We start from the raw sequence: 15,806 nt of genomic DNA on the forward strand, positions 1-15,806 counted from the left end.
TGAGGAGGCTCCCGCGTGCCGAGATTGAGGGCATGACGCAACCGCCGCAACCACCACCCGGGGAGCCGCCGGAGCACGGACAGTCCGGACAGGACCCCTACGGCAACCAGCCGCCGTCCCAGCAGGGCTGGGGCGGCCAGCAGTACGGGCAGGGCCAGCAGCAACCGCACTACGGGGACGCCTACGGCGACCCGTACTCCTGGCAGAACCAGCAGAACCAGCCCTACGCCTACGGCCAGCAGCAACAACCCCAGTACGGCCCCTACAGCGGACCGCCCGCCGGGTCCGGCGGCGGGACGAACGGGATGGCGATCGCCTCGCTCATCACCGGCATCGTCGGCCTGTTCTGCGGGATCTCCTCGATCCTCGCGGTCGTGTTCGGGCACATCGGGCTCGGCAAGATCCGCAGCACCGGCGAGGGCGGCCGGGGCATGGCGATCGCGGGCCTGATCCTCGGCTACATCGGGCTGATCGGCTGGATCCTCTACCTGATCGTCGTGATCGCGGTGGCCGCCAACCACTCGGGATCGAGCTACTGATTCCCGCAAGCCCGGGCAAAGATCCGGCTATGAGGCGGCGGGGTGGCGTTTGCCCCCGTCCCGTCCGGCACACCTTGACGGCATGACGCAACCGCCTTCCAACCCGCCGTCCGGCGACGACGACAAGCCCTGGCAGCCTCCATCGCAGGAGCCCCCGCAGCAGCCGCAGCAACCCCAGCACCCGCGACCCGGCTACGGCGGCGGAGGCCAGGGCGGCCAGGCGCCGGGCCACGGCGGAGGACAGCAACCCTACGGAGGCGGCGGCCAAGGCGGCGGCTACGGAGGCCAAGGCGGTCAAGGCGGCTACGGCGGCGGCGGCCAGGGTGGTTATGGCGGCGGCGGGCACGGCGCGGGGCAGGCGCCCTACGGCGGCGCGGGGCAGGACCCGTACGGGTCGCTGCCCAGCTACGGCGGTCCGCTCGGCGGCTACGCCGACCCGGCGGCCGGGCTCGCGAGCCCCTGGCGGCGGCTCGGCGGGATCATCATCGACTACATCATCGTCGGCATCGTCGGCTGGCTGATCACGCTGCCCTTCGGCGAGCTCGTCGAGGTGACCGGTCCGAGCGGGGACCAGCGGGTCGTCTGGCACGCGGGCGGCGGGATCGCGAACCTGATCGTGTTCGTGCTCGCCCTCGCCTACTACACGATCCTCCAGGGCAAGTTCGGGCAGACCGTCGGGAAGATGGCGGTCGGGACCCGGGTCGTCCGCGCGGAGGACGGCGGGCCGGTCGGCTACGGCGCCGCGCTGCTGCGGACGTTCGTCATGTACGTCCTGTGGGCGATCTGCTGCATCGGCGGGATCGTGGACGGCGTCTGGCTGTTCGCCGACTCGCGTCGCCAGACCTTGCACGACAAGGCCGGCCGGACGGTCGTGATGCGGGTCGACCCGGACGCGCCGAACCCGTACCAGGACCGCTGATCCCGTTCCCCGGACGCGCCGCGCGGATGGCCGTTCGGGGCCGGGGAGGGCCCGCGAGTTGCCCAGCCCGCCGCAAGACGGGCAGGCTGGGCCTCGTGCAGCAGGACGCCCGCTCCCCCCGATTCGTCCGGTTCCCCCGTGCCGCCCGGCCCGGACGACCCGGCCCGCTCCCGCGAGGTGTCGCGGGCCTGGCCGCGTTCGCGCTGGTGGCGGGCTGTTCGGTGTCGATCCGCACCGGCGGCAAGGAGGGCTCCGGCGAGCCTCCCGAACGCGCGCCCGGCGGCCTCGCCACGGTCGGCGACCCCTACACCCCCGGGGACGGCAACGCCGGGTACGACGTCCAGCACTACGGGCTGAAGCTGGCGATCGTCCCGGACGACGAGGCCAAGCAGCTGGACGGCACGGCGGAGATCACCGCCGTCGCGACGCAGCGGCTCACGATGTTCGACCTGGACCTGACCGGCCTCACGGTCGCCGAGATCAAGGTGGACGGCCAGGCCGCCAAGTACCACCGGGACGGCTCGGAGCTGGTGATCGAGCCGGGCAGGGCGCTGGAGAAGGGCGCGCGGTTCGTCACGACCGTCCGGTACTCGGGGACGCCGCAGCCCGTCCGGGACAAGGTGCTCGGCAAGTACGGCTGGATCCGCACCCGCGACGGCGTGTTCGTGGCGTGCCAGCCGAGCGGCGCGCACACCTGGTTCCCGAGCAACGACCACCCGAGCGACAAGGCCACGTTCGACATCCAGGTCTCGGTGCCGCAGGGCCTGACCGCGATCTCGAACGGCGAGCCGGCGCCGGGCACGCTCCAGGGCGGCGGGACGAACCCGGGCGGCGGCGACGCGCCCGGCATCCCGGACACCCCGCCGCCCGGCAACGGCCCGGGCCAGACCCCGCCGCCCGGCCAGTCCCCGCCGCCCGGGCAGCCGCCGAACTCGCCGCAGCCGACGATCACGACGGTCGCCTACAAGCAGCGCGCGATCAAGCAGCGCGCGATGGCGACGACGTCCTGGCACGTGGCGCAGCCGATGGCGACCTACCTCGCGACCGTGGACGTCGGCCGGTTCGACGTCCGGCAGGGCCGCACGCCCGGCGGGATCCCGTACCTCACGGCCGTCGACCCGACCGTCCCCGGGCCGGGCGTGGACGCGGTCGCCGCCAAGACCGCGCAGATCACCGACGAGTGGACCCGGCTGTTCGGGCCGTACCCGTTCTCGTCCACCGGCGCGGTCATCGACGACGCGGACGTGGACTTCGCGCTGGAGACCCAGACCCGGCCGGTCTACGGCTCGTTCGGCCCGGACGAGACGATCATGGCGCACGAGCTGGCGCACCAGTGGTTCGGCGACAGCGTCAGCCTGGAGCGCTGGAAGGACATCTGGCTCAACGAGGGCTTCGCCACCTACGCCGAGTGGATGTGGGGGCAGCACGCCGGCGGCCCGTCCCCCCAGCAGCGGTTCGACCAGCTGTACCGGCAGGGCAGCGCCGAACTGTGGGGCGTCCGCATCGGCGACCCGGGACGCACCGACCTGTTCGGGCGCGCCGTCTACGACCGCGGCGGGATGACGCTGCACGCGCTCCGCACGAAGGTCGGGGACGCGGTGTTCTTCAAGATCCTGCGCACCTGGACGGCCGAGAAGCGCGGCTCGAACGGCACGACGCCGCAGTTCATCGCCACCGCCGAGCGCGTCTCGGGCAAGAAGCTCGGCCCGTTCTTCGACGCCTGGCTCTACCAGCCGCACCGCCCGGCCCTCTGACCCGCGGCCCTGCCGCCGCCCGCCCGCCCAGCCGGCCGGCCGCCCGGCCGCCCGGGGCGAAGTTGATCAAGCGTCCGGCGGGGGTGAACGAGCGGCAAGGGGACGTCAAAGACCCGGTCCGGCTACCGGCCCGAAGCGCCCGGACCGTCCAGGCTGGGACGGGTGACTGGGCAACGAGCACGTGCGACCGGGCGGCGGATGACGGCGGGCCTCACCGCCGCGACGACCGCCGCCGCCCTGCTGGCGGCCGTCCCCGCCCCAGCGTCCGCGACCCCCGGACCGGCCGGCACCCCGCAAGCCGCCCCCGGCACACCGCTGGCGGTCCCCGGGCGGCCGCAGGTCGTTCCCGGCACGCCGCGGGCGGTCCCGGGCGCGGCCGCGAGCCCTCCCGGTAAGCCGGGGGCGCTGGTCGGGAAGCCCAACATGGCGATCGGCGCGCCCGGCGGAGCACAACGCAGACCCGACGCGGCAGGGTTGCCCTCGGCGCTCGTCGGGGGGCCTGGCGCGGCGATCGGCACGGCGGTCGGGTCGTCCAGTGCGGCGGTGGGCACGCCCGGATCGGCCGGTATCGGGGACGCCTACTACCCGGCGGCCGGCAACGGCGGTTACGACGTGTTCCACTACGACGCCGCGCTGGACTACGCGGGCCGCGAGACCGGCAAGGTGGACGCCACGGTCACCATCACCGCGATGTCGACGCAGCAGCTCTCCCGCTTCGACCTGGACTTCCGCGGCCCGCAGGTCACCGGCATCACGGTGAACGGGCGTCCCGCGTCGTTCACCCGGAGCGGCCAGGAGCTGGTCGTCACGCCGTCCGCGGTGATCCCGTCCGAGACGAAGTTCACCACGGTCGTCCGGTACTCGGGGGTTCCCGGGCCGGCCAGCGACGGCTCGCTCGGCACCTACGGATGGGTTCCGACCAAGGACGGCGCGGTCGCGCTCGGGGAGCCGGACGGCACGCCGACCTGGCTGCCCGTCAACGACCACCCGCGCGACAAGGCCACCTACGCCTTCCACGTCACGGTGCCGTCCGATCTCCAGGTCGTCGCGAACGGGACGCCCGGCGCGTCCACGAGGCGCGGCGCGAAGACCACCTACGAGTGGACCGAGACGTCCGCCATGGCGAGCTACCTGGCGACGATCGCGATCGGGAAGTTCCAGATCAGGCGGACGAAGGCCGGGAAGGTCCCGGTCATCACGGCCGTGGACCCGAAGTACGCCTCGTCCGCGAGGAAGCTGGAGCGGACGACGGTCGCCGCGCTCAAGTGGGAGGCGTCGCAGTTCGGGCCCTACCCGTTCGCCACGGCGGGCGGCACCATCGACGACCCGCGGCTCGACTACGCGCTGGAGACCCAGGAGCGCCCGGTGTACGCCGGTTTCGCGCCGGACGAGACGTTCGTCGTGCACGAGTTGGCCCACCAGTGGTTCGGCGACGCCGTGAGCCTGCACGACTGGAAGGACATCTGGCTCAACGAGGGCTTCGCCACCTACGCCGAATGGCTGTGGGCCGAGCACAAGGGCAAGGACACCACCAGGCGCATCTTCAAGAAGTACTACGCCCAGCCCGCCGAGTCCCCCGTGTTCAACCCGCCGCCCGGCTCGCCCGCCCGCCGCGACCTGTTCGGCTTCTCGGTCTACATCCGGGGCGCGATGTGCCTGGAGGCGCTGCGCGAGCGCATCGGCGACGCGCGGTTCTTCAAGCTGGTGAAGGCCTGGGCGGCGCGCGGCTGGTCCGCGTCCGCCAGGAAGAGGTCCGGCACCCGGTCCGCGAAGTACGGAGCGGCCACCACGGCGGGCTTCATCGCCCTCGCCGAGAAGATGTCCGGCAAGTCGCTCGACCGGCTGTTCCAGGCCTGGCTCTACCAGAAGGGCAAGCCCAAGAAGTGGTGACTCCGGGGGCCGAACGAGACGCCGGAACCTCGGCCCGGCCGGCGGTGCCCAGCCGGATACGGCAGGTTAACCGCCGATTTGATACCAAAACGCGCTTGATCGCGGAGTGACGGCGGGGAAATTCTGATGCGGACGATAACCCTCGCAAGGATGAGGCGAATGAGCAGAGTCCCCAGAGCGCTCACCACCACCGCCGTCGCCGCCGGCCTCGCACTGGCCGCGACCACGGCCGCCGCGCTGCCCGCGAACGCCAAGCCGCCCCGGTTCACGCCGGGCGCGGCCGGTGCGGGCGACCCGTACTTCCCCGAGATGGGCAACGGCGGCTACAGCCCGATCCACTACGAGATCGGCCTGAAGTACGACCCGAAGAGCAAGGGCATCGACGCGGTCACGACCGTCCAGGCCCGTGCCACGCAGAACCTGTCCCGGTTCGACCTGGACTTCCAGGGCCTCACCATCAAGTGGCTCGCGGTGGACGGCCACCGCGCGTCCTACAAGCGCGTGGGCACCCAGGAGCTGGTGATCACGCCGCCCAAGGGGCTGCGCAAGGGCAAGAGGTTCACCGTCACCGTCGCCTACTCGGGCGTCCCGCAGACCATCAACGACCCCGCGCTCGGCGTGTCCGGCTGGGTCCCGACGGCCGACGGCGGGCTCATGCTGAACCAGCCGATCGGCGCGGCGGCGGTCTACCCCGTGGACGACCACCCCACCGAGAAGGCCACCTACGGCTTCACCCTCTCCGCGCCCAGCGCCCTCACCACGGTCGCGAACGGCGACCTCAAGGGCAAGTGGTCGCGCAACGGCTGGACCACCACCCGCTGGGTGATGGACCGGCCCATGGCGAGCGAGCTCGCGATGATCGCCATCGGCAGGTACGACGAGGTCAAGGGCCGGACGGCGCACGGCGCGCCGAACCTGACCTACACCGACGTGAACATGAAGATCCCGGCCGACAAGGCCAAGCTCTTCAACACCCAGACCGCGCAGATCACCGACTGGGAGTCCTCGGTCTACGGCCGCTACCCCTGGTCGTCCACCGGCGGCATCACCGTCGCCGCGCACGTCGGCTACGCCCTGGAGACCCAGGGACGCCCCGTCTACGACCTGTACAAGCACCCCGGCAACATCCCGTCCGGCGACCTCCTCGCGCACGAGCTCGGCCACCAGTGGTTCGGCGACAGCGTCTCCCCGTACCGCTGGTCCGACATCTGGCTGAACGAGGGCTTCGCCACCTACTCGGAGTGGCTCTACCAGGAGAAGTTCAACAACACCCCGGTGGAGAAGAGCTTCCAGGGCGTCTACTCCACTCCGGCCACCGACGACCTCTGGAAGGGCGTCGTCTCCAACCCCGGCCGCGACCACATCTTCGACAACCTCGTCTACGACCGCGCCGCCGCCGCGATCCACGTCCTGCGCAAGCAGATCGGCGACAAGGCCTTCTTCACGCTGCTGCGCACCTGGCCCGCGATCAACCGCTACGGCAACGGCTCCACGGCCCAGTTCGTCCGCGTGGCGCAGCAGGTCTCCCACAAGGACCTCTCCAAGTGGGCCCACACCTGGATCTACAGCGAGGGCAAGCCGTCCCTCTAGCTTCGACCAGGCCCGGCGCTCCGGGCGCAGAGCGCCCTCCGCGCCGGGCGTAAAAGGGCGGCCCCGCAAGAAAAAGGGGCCGCCCTTCCCCATGCCCTCGACGCTCCCTGGCTCTCTGCGATGTGAAGGCCGGGCAGCCGGCTCATGTCGTGGAGTAGTTGGTTGATGACTCTATGATGTTGGGTTTAAGGGGGCGGTGTGGGCGAGGACGTGATCGTCGCTGAGGGGCTGGTCAAGCGGTTCGGGAAGGTCGACGCCGTGAACGGGGTGGACCTGAGCGTGCCGGCGGGGACGGTGATGGGGGTGCTCGGGCCGAACGGGGCGGGGAAGACGACCACGGTCAGGATGCTGACGACGCTGCTGCGGCCGGACGGGGGGCGGGCGGTCGTCGGCGGGCACGACGTGGTGGCCGAGCCGGACGCGGTGCGCACCATCATCGGGCTGTCGGGGCAGTACGCGGCGGTCGACGAGTACCTGACGGGGCGCGAGAACCTCGCGATGTTCGGGCGGCTGTACCACCTGTCCAAGCGGGACGCGAGCGCGCGGGCGGACGAACTGCTGGAGCGGTTCCGGCTTGACGAGGCCGCCGACCGGCCCGCCAAGACCTATTCGGGCGGGATGCGGCGGCGGCTCGACCTCGCCGCGGCGCTGGTCGTCCGGCCGCGGATCATCTTCCTGGACGAGCCGACCACCGGCCTCGACCCGCGCGGCCGGATGGGCATGTGGGAGGTGATCCGCGACCTCGTCCGGGACGGCGCGACGCTGCTGCTCACCACGCAGTACCTGGAGGAGGCGGACGAGCTGGCCGACGAGATCGCCATCATCGACCACGGGCGGGTGATCGCGCGCGGCACGTCCGACCAGCTGAAGGCGCAGGTCGGCGGCGAGCGGGTGCAGTTCACGGTGCCGAGCCCGGCGCTGGTGCCGAAGGCGTCCGCGGCCGTCCTCGACGTCACCGGCGAGACGCCGGAGATCGACACCGAGACCAGCACCGTGTCCGCGCCCGTCCGGGAGGGCACGCGCAGCCTGGTCGCGGTGGTGAACGCGCTGGACCGGCTCGGCATCGAGGCGCACGACGTGGGGCTGCGCCGTCCCACGCTGGACGAGGTGTTCCTCGCGCTCACCGGGCGCAAGGCCGAGGACGGGGCGGTGGAGCGGTGAGCTACGTGCTGTCCGACAGCTGGGAGATGACCAAGCGGCAGCTGCGGCAGATCCCGCGCATCCCGGAGCTGTTCTTCTTCTCGCTGATCCAGCCGGTGATGTTCGTGCTGCTGTTCCGGTACGTGTTCGGCGGCGCGATCAAGATGCCGCCCGGCGTGGACGCCGTGCAGTACATCATGGTCGGGATCTTCGCCCAGTCCATGACGTTCGCGACCGCCGGGATCTCCACCGGGCTCGCCGACGACATGCAGAAGGGCCTGATCGACCGGTTCCGCTCGCTGCCCATGGCGCGGTCGGCCGTGCTCATCGGGCGGATGGGGTCCGACCTCGTCCGCAACATGTTCGTCGCGGTGGTGATGGTGCTGGTCGGGCTGCTGGTCGGGTTCCGGTTCAGCGGCGGGTTCTGGGGCGCGGTCGGCGGGTTCGGGATGTTCGCGATGACGATCCTGGCGTTCGCGTCCATCGGCGCGTGGATCGGCCTGTCGGTGCGCAACGCGGAGGCGGCGAACATCGCCGGGATGGTCTGGCTGTTCCCGCTGACCTTCACCAGCAACGCGTTCGTCCCGCTGCAGACGATGCCGGGCTGGCTGCGCGCGTGGGCCGAGGTCAACCCCATCACCAAGATCGTGGACGCGACGCGCGGGCTGTTCATCGGCCCGCCGGTCTTCAAGGTCGCCCCGGCCGTCTGGGAGGCGCTCGCCTGGTGCGTCGGCCTGATCGCCGTGTTCGGGTTCCTGGCCGTCCGGCAGTACCAGCGCGCCTCCTCCCGCTAGGCGGCGTGCGCGAGGCGGGTCAGGTGCCGAGGGTGAGGGTGTAGCCGCGCTCGCGGAGGCGGCGGGTGACCTCCTCGCTGTGCTCAGTGCCGCGCGTCTCCAGCTGGAGCAGCACCTCGGCCTCCTCGACGGGGAGGCGCGGGGCGATGCGCTCGTGCACCACGTCCAGCACGTTCACGCCGAAACCGGCCAGCTCGCCGAGCAGGGTCACCAGCGCGCCCGGACGGTCCTTCAGGCGGCAGCGGACGACCAGGTACCGGCCCGCGCCCGCGAGGCCGTGCCGCAGCACCTTGGTCATCAGCAGCGGGTCGATGTTGCCGCCGGACAGGATCGCGACGACCGGCGTCTGGACGGCGTAGGAGTGCTCCAGCAGCGCCGCGACACCTGCCGCGCCCGCTGCCTCGACGACCTGCTTGGCGCGTTCGAGGCAGAGCAGCAGGGCCTGCGAGATGGACTCCTCGGTGACCGTGACGACCGCGTCCAGCAGCTCGCTGACCAGCTGGTACGTCAGCTCGCCGGGACGTCCGACGGAGATCCCGTCGGCCATCGTCGGGCGCAGGTCCACCCGGACCGGGCGCCCGGCGGCGAGCGAGGCGGGGAACGCCGCCGCGCGCTTGGCCTGCGCCCCGACGATCTTCACCGGGTGGTCCGCGGCCGCCTTCACCGCGGTCGCGACGCCGGACATCAGCCCGCCGCCGCCGACCGCGCCGACGACCGTCCGGACGTCCGGGCACTGCTCCAGGATCTCCAGGCCGATCGTGCCCTGCCCGGCCACCACGTCCGGGTGGTCGAACGGGTGGATGAGCACCGCGCCGTGGTCCTTGGCGAACGCGGCGGCGGCCTCCAGGCAGTCGTCCACGGTCGGGCCGGGGAACACGACCTCCGCGCCGTAGCCGCGGGTCGCGGCGACCTTCGGCAGCGGCGCGCCCACGGGCATGAACACCGTGGCCTTCGTGCCGAGCATCGACGCGGCGAGCGCGACGCCCTGCGCGTGGTTGCCCGCGCTGGCCGCGACCACGCCGCCCGCCCGCTCCTGCTCCGACAGCCGCGCGATCCGCACGTACGCGCCGCGGATCTTGAACGACCCGGTGCGCTGCAGGTTCTCGCACTTGAGCAGCACCGGCCCGCCGACCGCCTCCGACAGGACGCGGGACGGGATCAGCGGGGTGGGGACGGCCACGGCGGTGAGCAGCTCCCGCGCGTCCTGGACGTCCTCAAGCGAGACGGAGACCACTCCCGCATCCTGCCACGCCCCCGCCCGCTCCCCACGCACCCCGCCCGCTCTCCACGCACCCCGTCGGCTAGTCGGCGCCGGTCCAGTACTTGTCGGGCTCGAAGATGAGGGCGGCGGCGCCTACCAGGCCGGATGTCTGGCCCAGAGCGGCCGGGACGACGCTGACGCGGCGGGCGAACTCCATCCGCGCGTAGGTGCGGAGGGTCTCCTCCAGCGGGTCGAACAGCAGCGCGCCCGCCTGGGAGATGCCGCCGCCGATCGAGACGACCTCCAGGTCGCACAGGTGCGTCGCGGACGCGATGGCGAGGCCGAGCGCGTGGCCCGCGCGGCGCATCGCCGACTGCGCGACGGGGTGGCCGCGGCGGGCGTCGGCCGCGAGCGCGACGCCGGTCGTGCCGTGCCAGCCCTCCTCCCGCGCCCACGCCACCAGGCCGGGCCCGCGCGCGATCGCCTCCAGGCAGCCGCGTCCGCCGCACTCGCAGGTGGGGCCGGTGGGATCGACGACGATGTGCCCGATGTGTCCGGCGTTGCCCGAGGCGCCGTCGATGAGCCGCCCGTTCAGGATCAGGCCGCCGCCGACACCGGTGGACACGACCATGCCGAGCATGTTGTCGCGGCCGCGGCCCGCGCCGCGCCAGTGCTCCCCGATGGCCAGGCAGATCGCGTCGTTGTGCACCCGGACGGGCAGCCCCGGGTAGGTCTCGCGGAGCCGGTCGCGGAGCGGGAAGTCGCGCCAGGCGGGGATGTTCAGCGGCGAGACGTGCGCGTCCGGCCAGGTCATCGGGCCGCCGCAGCCGACGCCGACACCGGCCAGGGCGGGCCCGCCCGCCTCGGCGACGAGCTTGTCGAGCATCGCGGCGAGCGTCCGCCACAGGCCCTCGGCGTCGGTTCCGGGGTTGTTCGGCGTCGGGATGCGGTCGGAGACGGCGATCCGCCCGCCCGGCTCCACGACGGCGGCGGCGAGCTTGGTGCCGCCGATGTCGACGGCCAGCACCGGCGCGTCCGCCGGGGTACCGCCCGCCTCCAGGGCCGCCTCCGCCGGACGCGGGACGAGCGTCGTCGCGGTGGTGGCGGTCACTGGTCGTCTCCCGCGGCTCCGAAGGCGAGGATGGAGGCGGTGAAGCCGTGCACGTGGTTGCGGCCGCCGACCGGGCCGATCTCCCCGGCGGCGAAGAAGCCGCCGACACCGGCCGCGCCGCCGAACGCCCGGTGCAGGACGCGCGCGTCGTGGTCGGAGTCGGGGAACATCGCCCGGCCGCGCCCGTTGCAGGAGAACAGCAGCGCGCCCTCGACGGGCGCCAGGTCGAACCGGTCGAGCAGCTCGGCGAGGTCGTGCTCGGCCGCCGCCGCGTCCCGCACCTGGAACCGGACGGTCCGCCCGACGTCCACCACGTCCCCGATGGAGATCGCGCCGGTGTCGGTGTCCGCGCCGACCACGCCCCGGACGAGGAAGTCGCCCTGCTCGTGCCGGTCGGCGTACTCGTCCATCGCGACGCCGATCAGCAGGCCGCGCCCGGCGAGCTCCTGCTCGTCCGGTGTCAGGCCGAGCACGACCTCCTCCAGCTTGGACAGCGCGGGCGCGCCCGCCAGCTCGTAGAGGACGTTCTCGTCCGCCTTGGTGACGACCATGTCCGGGCCGATCGGGCGCGCGCCCTGGCTGACCACGGTCGCGGCGTGCACCTCACCGCCGAGGACGACCCCGACGGCGCCCTCGTCGAACTGCTCGCCGTTGACGAACACCCGCGTCATGCCGCGGCCCGGGCCGTCCGCGAGGCCGCCGACCAGCGGCAGGCCCGGCATCGCCTCGCCGGACCGCTCGACGAACGCGTCGATCGGGAAGCTGTAGGGGTCGGCGAGCAGCACGCCCACCACGTCGTCCTCGTTCGCCTCGGGCATGCCGACCACGACCAGCCGGTCCTCGGCCTTCAGCGTCTCCAGCCGGAACGGCGTCAGCCGCGCGTCCGGCAGCACCCCGGCCCAGGCGCTGACCGCGCCCTGGCCCTCGATGCCGCGGCCCGCGCCGATCACCCCGGCGGCCGAGCAGCCGAGGAAGACCCGCGCGCCGGCCGCCTCGTGCGCGCGCCGCGCCGCGGCCTCGATCGCGTCGGTGTCGCCGCCGGAGACGAAGACGCAGACCAGGTCGGGCGGCTCGGTCAGCTCGGCGCGGGCCTGCCGGACGGCCGTCTCCGCCGCCTCGGCCAGGTCGGGGCCGAACGCCAGCCCGTCACCGAATCGGGCCATCGGTGCCCCCCATTCTCCGTACGGTCACACCCCCAGTCTCCCCGCTGGACCGGGCACGACGCGAACGCCGGGCCGGACGCGGCGCCCCGGAACCGGCCGCGGCGGTCCGAACGGCCGCCCGCAAGGGGGTTCCGGACGGCCGGACGCGACGTAGGGTCGGTCGCGTGCGTGCATCCACACCTCGCGAGAGCACACTGGGCGAGCTGCGCACCAGCGGCCACCAGTTCGAGACCGTGAAGGAAGAAATCCACCGGAACCTGCTGACCCGGCTGAGATCGGGGCAGCCCAGGTTCCCCGGCATCGTGGGTTTCGACGACACCGTCCTCCCCCACCTGGAGCGCGCCCTGCTGGCCGGGCACGACCTGGTCCTGCTGGGCGAGCGCGGCCAGGGCAAGACCCGGCTGATCCGCACGATCGCCGGGCTGCTGGACGAGTGGACCCCCGTCGTCGAGGGCTGCGAGATCAACGACCACCCGTACGCGCCGGTGTGCGTGCGGTGCCGCCGGCTCGCGGACGAGCTGGGCGACTCCCTCCCCGTCGCCTGGAGGCACCGGGACGAGCGGTACGGCGAGAAGCTCGCCACGCCCGACACGTCCGTGGGCGACCTGATCGGCGACGTCGACCCGGTGAAGGTCGCCGAGGGCCGCACGCTGGGCGACCCGGAGACCGTCCACTACGGGCTCGTCCCGCGGACGAACCGGGGCGTGTTCGCCGTGAACGAGCTGCCCGACCTCGCCGAGCGCATCCAGGTGTCGCTGCTGAACGTGCTGGAGGAGCGGGACGTGCAGATCCGCGGCTACGCGCTGCGGCTGCCGCTGGACGTGCTGCTCGTCGCGTCCGCCAACCCCGAGGACTACACCAACCGCGGCCGCATCATCACGCCGCTGAAGGACCGGTTCGGCGCGGAGATCCGCACCCACTACCCGGTCGAGCTGTCCGACGAGCTGGACCTGGTCCGCCAGGAGGCCGAGATCGGCGCGGACGTCGAGGTGCCCGAGCACCTGCTGGAGGTCGTCGCGCGGTTCACCCGGCTCGTCCGGGAGTCCACGGCGGTGGACGCCCGGTCCGGCGTGTCCGCGCGGTTCGCGCTCGCCGGCACCGAGACGGTCGCGGCCGGGGCGGTCCGCCGCGCGGCGCTCGCCGGGGAGGACCGTCCGGTCGCGCGCGTCTGCGACCTGCCCGCCGTCGTCCCGACCCTGATGGGGAAGGTCGAGTTCGAGGTCAGCGAGGAGGGCCGCGAGCAGGAGGTGCTGGAGCACCTGCTGCGCCGCGCGGTCGCCGAGACCTACCGGCGCACGCTCGGCGGGGCCGACCTGTCCGGGCTGCTGGCCAAGTTCGACGGGGGGCAGACCGTCGAGTCGGGCGAGCTGGTCCCCGCGGCGGAGCTGCTGCGCCGCACCGGCCCGGTGCCGGGGCTGGCCCGGATCGTCGAGCGGCTCGGCATGTCCGGGGAGTCCCCCGGCCAGGCCGCGGCGGCCTTGGAGTTCGCGTTGGAGGGGCTGTTCCTCACCCGGCGCCTGTCGAAGGACGACACCGGCACCTATTCCCTGTGACCCGTTGAGGTTGGAATGAGCCGTTACCGGTATGGGGCCTACCACGAGGGGCCCGACCCGCTCGCCGCGCCGTACGACGTCCGGGAGGCCCTGGACGCCCTCGGCGACTCGGTCCTGGAGGGCACCCGTCCGGGCGACGCGCTGCGCGAGCTGCTGCGCCGGGGCCTGCCGAACGACGCGCGGAACCGGCGCGGGCTGGACGAGCTGCTCCGCGAGGTCCGCGAGCGGCGGCGCGAGCTGCGCCGCCGCGGCCGGATGGACGGCACGCTGGAGCAGGTCCGCGCGCTGCTCGACACCGCGATCGGGCAGGAGCGGGCCGAGCTGTTCCCCGACCCGTCCGACGACGCGCGCCTGCGCGAGGCCGAGCTGGACGCGCTGCCGGACGACACCGCGCAGGCCGTCCGGCGGCTGTCGGACTACCAGTGGCGCTCGGACGCCGCGCGCCAGACGTACGAGAAGCTGAAGGACCTGCTGCGCAGCGAGGTCCTCGACTCGCAGTTCGAGGGCATGCGGCAGGCCCTTTCGCAGCAGGACCCGGCCGCCATGGAGCGCGTCCGCGACATGATGGCCGCGCTGAACGACATGCTCGACAAGGACGCGCGCGGCGAGCACACCCAGGAGGACTTCGACCGGTTCATGCAGGAGTACGGCGAGTTCTTCCCGGAGAACCCCGCCGACCTGGACGAGCTGGTCGACTCGCTCGCCCGCCGCGCCGCCGCGATGGACCGGCTCATGGCGTCCCTCACCCCCGAGCAGCGCGCCGAGCTGGCCGGGCTCATGGACCAGGTCATGCAGGACGCCGGCCTGTCGATGGAGATGACCCGGCTCACCGAGTCGCTGCGCGCGCGCCGTCCCGAGCTGGGCTGGGGCACGCCCGAGCAGATGACCGGGGACGACCCGCTCGGCATGAGCGACGCGACCGGCGCGCTCGCCGAGCTGGCCGACCTCGCCGAGCTGGAGACCGCGCTCGGGCAGGACTACCCCGGCGCGCGGATGGACGACATCGACGAGGAGGCCGTCCGGCGCGCGCTCGGCCGCTCCGCCGTGGACGACCTGGCCGCGCTGCGGCGGCTGGAGGCCGAGCTCGAACGGCAGGGCTACCTGCGGCGCAACCGCGGCGAGCTGGAACTGACGCCCAAGGCCGTCCGGCGGCTGGGCGAGACCGCGCTGCGCCGGGTGTTCTCCAAGCTCACCGCGGGCCGCGCGGGCGACCACGACCAGCGCGACGCGGGCCAGGCGGGCGAGCTGACCGGCTCCACGCGCGAGTGGCGCTTCGGCGACGAGCAGCCGCTCGACGTCGTCCGGACGGTCTCCAACGCCGTCCAACGTTCCGCCATGACCCCCGCCGCACCCGCCGAACCGCAGCCGACCGACGCGTCCACGCTGAGGTCCGTCGACACGCCCGCGGCGAGGCCGGGCGGCGCGTCCGGGCTGGAGCGGGGCGGCGCGGCCGCGGTGAGGCGCGGGGGCGCGCGCGGGGTGAAGCTCAGCGTGGACGACTTCGAGGTCAAGGAGACCGAGCGGCGCAGCGCCGCCGCCGTGTGCCTGCTGGTCGACCTGTCCTACTCGATGGTGCTGCGCGGCACGTGGGCGGCCGCCAAGCAGACCACGCTGGCCCTGCACACGCTGGTGACCAGCAAGTTCCCGCAGGACGCCATCCAGATCATCGGGTTCTCCAACTACGCCCGGGTGCTGCACCCGACCGAGATGGCGGGCCTGGACTGGGACATGGTCCAGGGCACCAACCTGCACCACGCGCTGATGATCGCCGGACGGCACCTGGACCGGCACCCGGACTTCGAGCCGGTCGTCCTGGTGGTGACCGACGGCGAGCCGACCGCGCACCTGCGCCCGGACGGCCGGTCCTGGTTCGACTACCCGCCGTCCGCCGACACGCTCGTGCTCACCACCGCCGAGGTGGACAAGATGACCCGGCGCGGCGCGGCGCTGAACTTCTTCATGCTCGCCGACGACCGCCGCCTGGTCGCCTTCGTGGACGAGGTCGCGCGCCGCAACGGCGGCCGGGTCTTCGCACCGGACGCCGACCGGCTCGGCGAGTACGTCGTCAGCGACTACCTTCGCGTCCGCCGAGGCGGCCGCCGCTGAGCGCCCACCTCTGGCCAACCGAGCGCGGGCGGGCGGGCGGGCCCGG

Annotated in this window: 12 protein-coding genes; 9 read left to right on the plus strand and 3 right to left on the minus strand. The window is 73.2% G+C overall.

Annotated elements, in window-relative coordinates:
- The first annotated feature begins 32 nt into the window (after nt 1-32).
- The 7 genes from FHU30_RS10410 to FHU30_RS10440 all read left to right on the plus strand — a co-directional run bounded on the left by FHU30_RS10410 (nt 33) and on the right by FHU30_RS10440 (nt 8,626).
- Nucleotides 33-539, plus strand: coding sequence for a DUF4190 domain-containing protein (locus FHU30_RS10410; RefSeq protein WP_253874469.1), 507 nt, complete (start codon nt 33-35; stop codon nt 537-539).
- Nucleotides 540-621: 82 nt separating this feature from the next.
- The gene (locus FHU30_RS10415; protein WP_253874471.1) at nt 622-1,458 is read left to right on the plus strand and encodes an RDD family protein; all 837 of its coding nucleotides are present in this window, start codon (nt 622-624) and stop codon (nt 1,456-1,458) included.
- 95 nt (nt 1,459-1,553) lie between these two features.
- Nucleotides 1,554-3,212 (plus strand): M1 family metallopeptidase, encoded by a 1,659-nt coding sequence (locus FHU30_RS10420; protein WP_253874473.1) that lies wholly within the window; start codon nt 1,554-1,556, stop codon nt 3,210-3,212.
- A 162-nt stretch (nt 3,213-3,374) separates the two neighbouring features.
- On the plus strand, nt 3,375-5,102 hold the full coding sequence (locus FHU30_RS10425) for a M1 family aminopeptidase (protein WP_253874474.1): 1,728 nt from the start codon (nt 3,375-3,377) through the stop codon (nt 5,100-5,102).
- Nucleotides 5,103-5,261: 159 nt separating this feature from the next.
- Nucleotides 5,262-6,692, plus strand: a complete 1,431-nt coding sequence (locus FHU30_RS10430) for a M1 family metallopeptidase (RefSeq protein WP_253874475.1) — start codon at nt 5,262-5,264, stop codon at nt 6,690-6,692.
- Nucleotides 6,693-6,890: 198 nt separating this feature from the next.
- The gene (locus FHU30_RS10435) at nt 6,891-7,853 is read left to right on the plus strand and encodes an ATP-binding cassette domain-containing protein (protein WP_253874476.1); all 963 of its coding nucleotides are present in this window, start codon (nt 6,891-6,893) and stop codon (nt 7,851-7,853) included.
- Nucleotides 7,850-8,626 (plus strand): ABC transporter permease, encoded by a 777-nt coding sequence (locus tag FHU30_RS10440; RefSeq protein WP_253874477.1) that lies wholly within the window; start codon nt 7,850-7,852, stop codon nt 8,624-8,626. Before FHU30_RS10435 ends, FHU30_RS10440 begins: the two co-directional genes overlap by 4 nt.
- A 19-nt stretch (nt 8,627-8,645) precedes the next feature.
- Here the strand turns inward: FHU30_RS10440 and ilvA are convergent, their stop codons facing one another.
- The 3 genes from ilvA to FHU30_RS10455 all read right to left on the minus strand — a co-directional run bounded on the left by ilvA (nt 8,646) and on the right by FHU30_RS10455 (nt 12,101).
- Nucleotides 8,646-9,860: a threonine ammonia-lyase gene (ilvA, locus tag FHU30_RS10445; protein ID WP_253874478.1), complete on the minus strand. Its 1,215-nt coding sequence runs from the start codon at nt 9,858-9,860 to the stop codon at nt 8,646-8,648.
- 67 nt (nt 9,861-9,927) lie between these two features.
- Nucleotides 9,928-10,887 carry an ROK family protein gene (locus FHU30_RS10450; RefSeq protein ID WP_301323021.1) on the minus strand — a complete coding sequence of 320 codons (960 nt, stop codon included), beginning with the start codon at nt 10,885-10,887 and terminating at the stop codon, nt 9,928-9,930.
- Nucleotides 10,888-10,934: 47 nt separating this feature from the next.
- Complete coding sequence (locus FHU30_RS10455) at nt 10,935-12,101, minus strand: FIST signal transduction protein (RefSeq protein WP_253874479.1); 1,167 nt, start codon at nt 12,099-12,101, stop codon at nt 10,935-10,937.
- 164 nt (nt 12,102-12,265) lie between these two features.
- Between FHU30_RS10455 and FHU30_RS10460 the strand changes: the two genes are divergently transcribed.
- Together FHU30_RS10460 and FHU30_RS10465 are read left to right on the plus strand one after the other, a co-directional pair.
- Complete coding sequence (locus tag FHU30_RS10460; protein WP_253874480.1) at nt 12,266-13,654, plus strand: sigma 54-interacting transcriptional regulator; 1,389 nt, start codon at nt 12,266-12,268, stop codon at nt 13,652-13,654.
- A gap of 15 nt (nt 13,655-13,669) precedes the next feature.
- Nucleotides 13,670-15,760, plus strand: coding sequence for a vWA domain-containing protein (locus FHU30_RS10465; RefSeq protein WP_253874482.1), 2,091 nt, complete (start codon nt 13,670-13,672; stop codon nt 15,758-15,760).
- The last annotated feature ends 46 nt before the right edge of the window (nt 15,761-15,806 follow it).

Origin of the sequence: Actinomadura rupiterrae, from assembly GCF_024172125.1 — a bacterium.
Classification (GTDB): Bacteria; Actinomycetota; Actinomycetes; order Streptosporangiales; family Streptosporangiaceae; genus Spirillospora; species Spirillospora rupiterrae.

Coding starts and splice junctions, on each gene's coding strand:
- FHU30_RS10410 (WP_253874469.1), top strand. CDS start 33: ATGACGCAACCGCCGCAACCACCACCCGGGGAGCCGCCGGAGCACGGA.
- FHU30_RS10415 (WP_253874471.1), top strand. CDS start 622: ATGACGCAACCGCCTTCCAACCCGCCGTCCGGCGACGACGACAAGCCC.
- FHU30_RS10430 (WP_253874475.1), top strand. CDS start 5,262: ATGAGCAGAGTCCCCAGAGCGCTCACCACCACCGCCGTCGCCGCCGGC.
- FHU30_RS10455 (WP_253874479.1), bottom strand. CDS start 12,101: ATGGCCCGATTCGGTGACGGGCTGGCGTTCGGCCCCGACCTGGCCGAG.
- FHU30_RS10465 (WP_253874482.1), top strand. CDS start 13,670: ATGAGCCGTTACCGGTATGGGGCCTACCACGAGGGGCCCGACCCGCTC.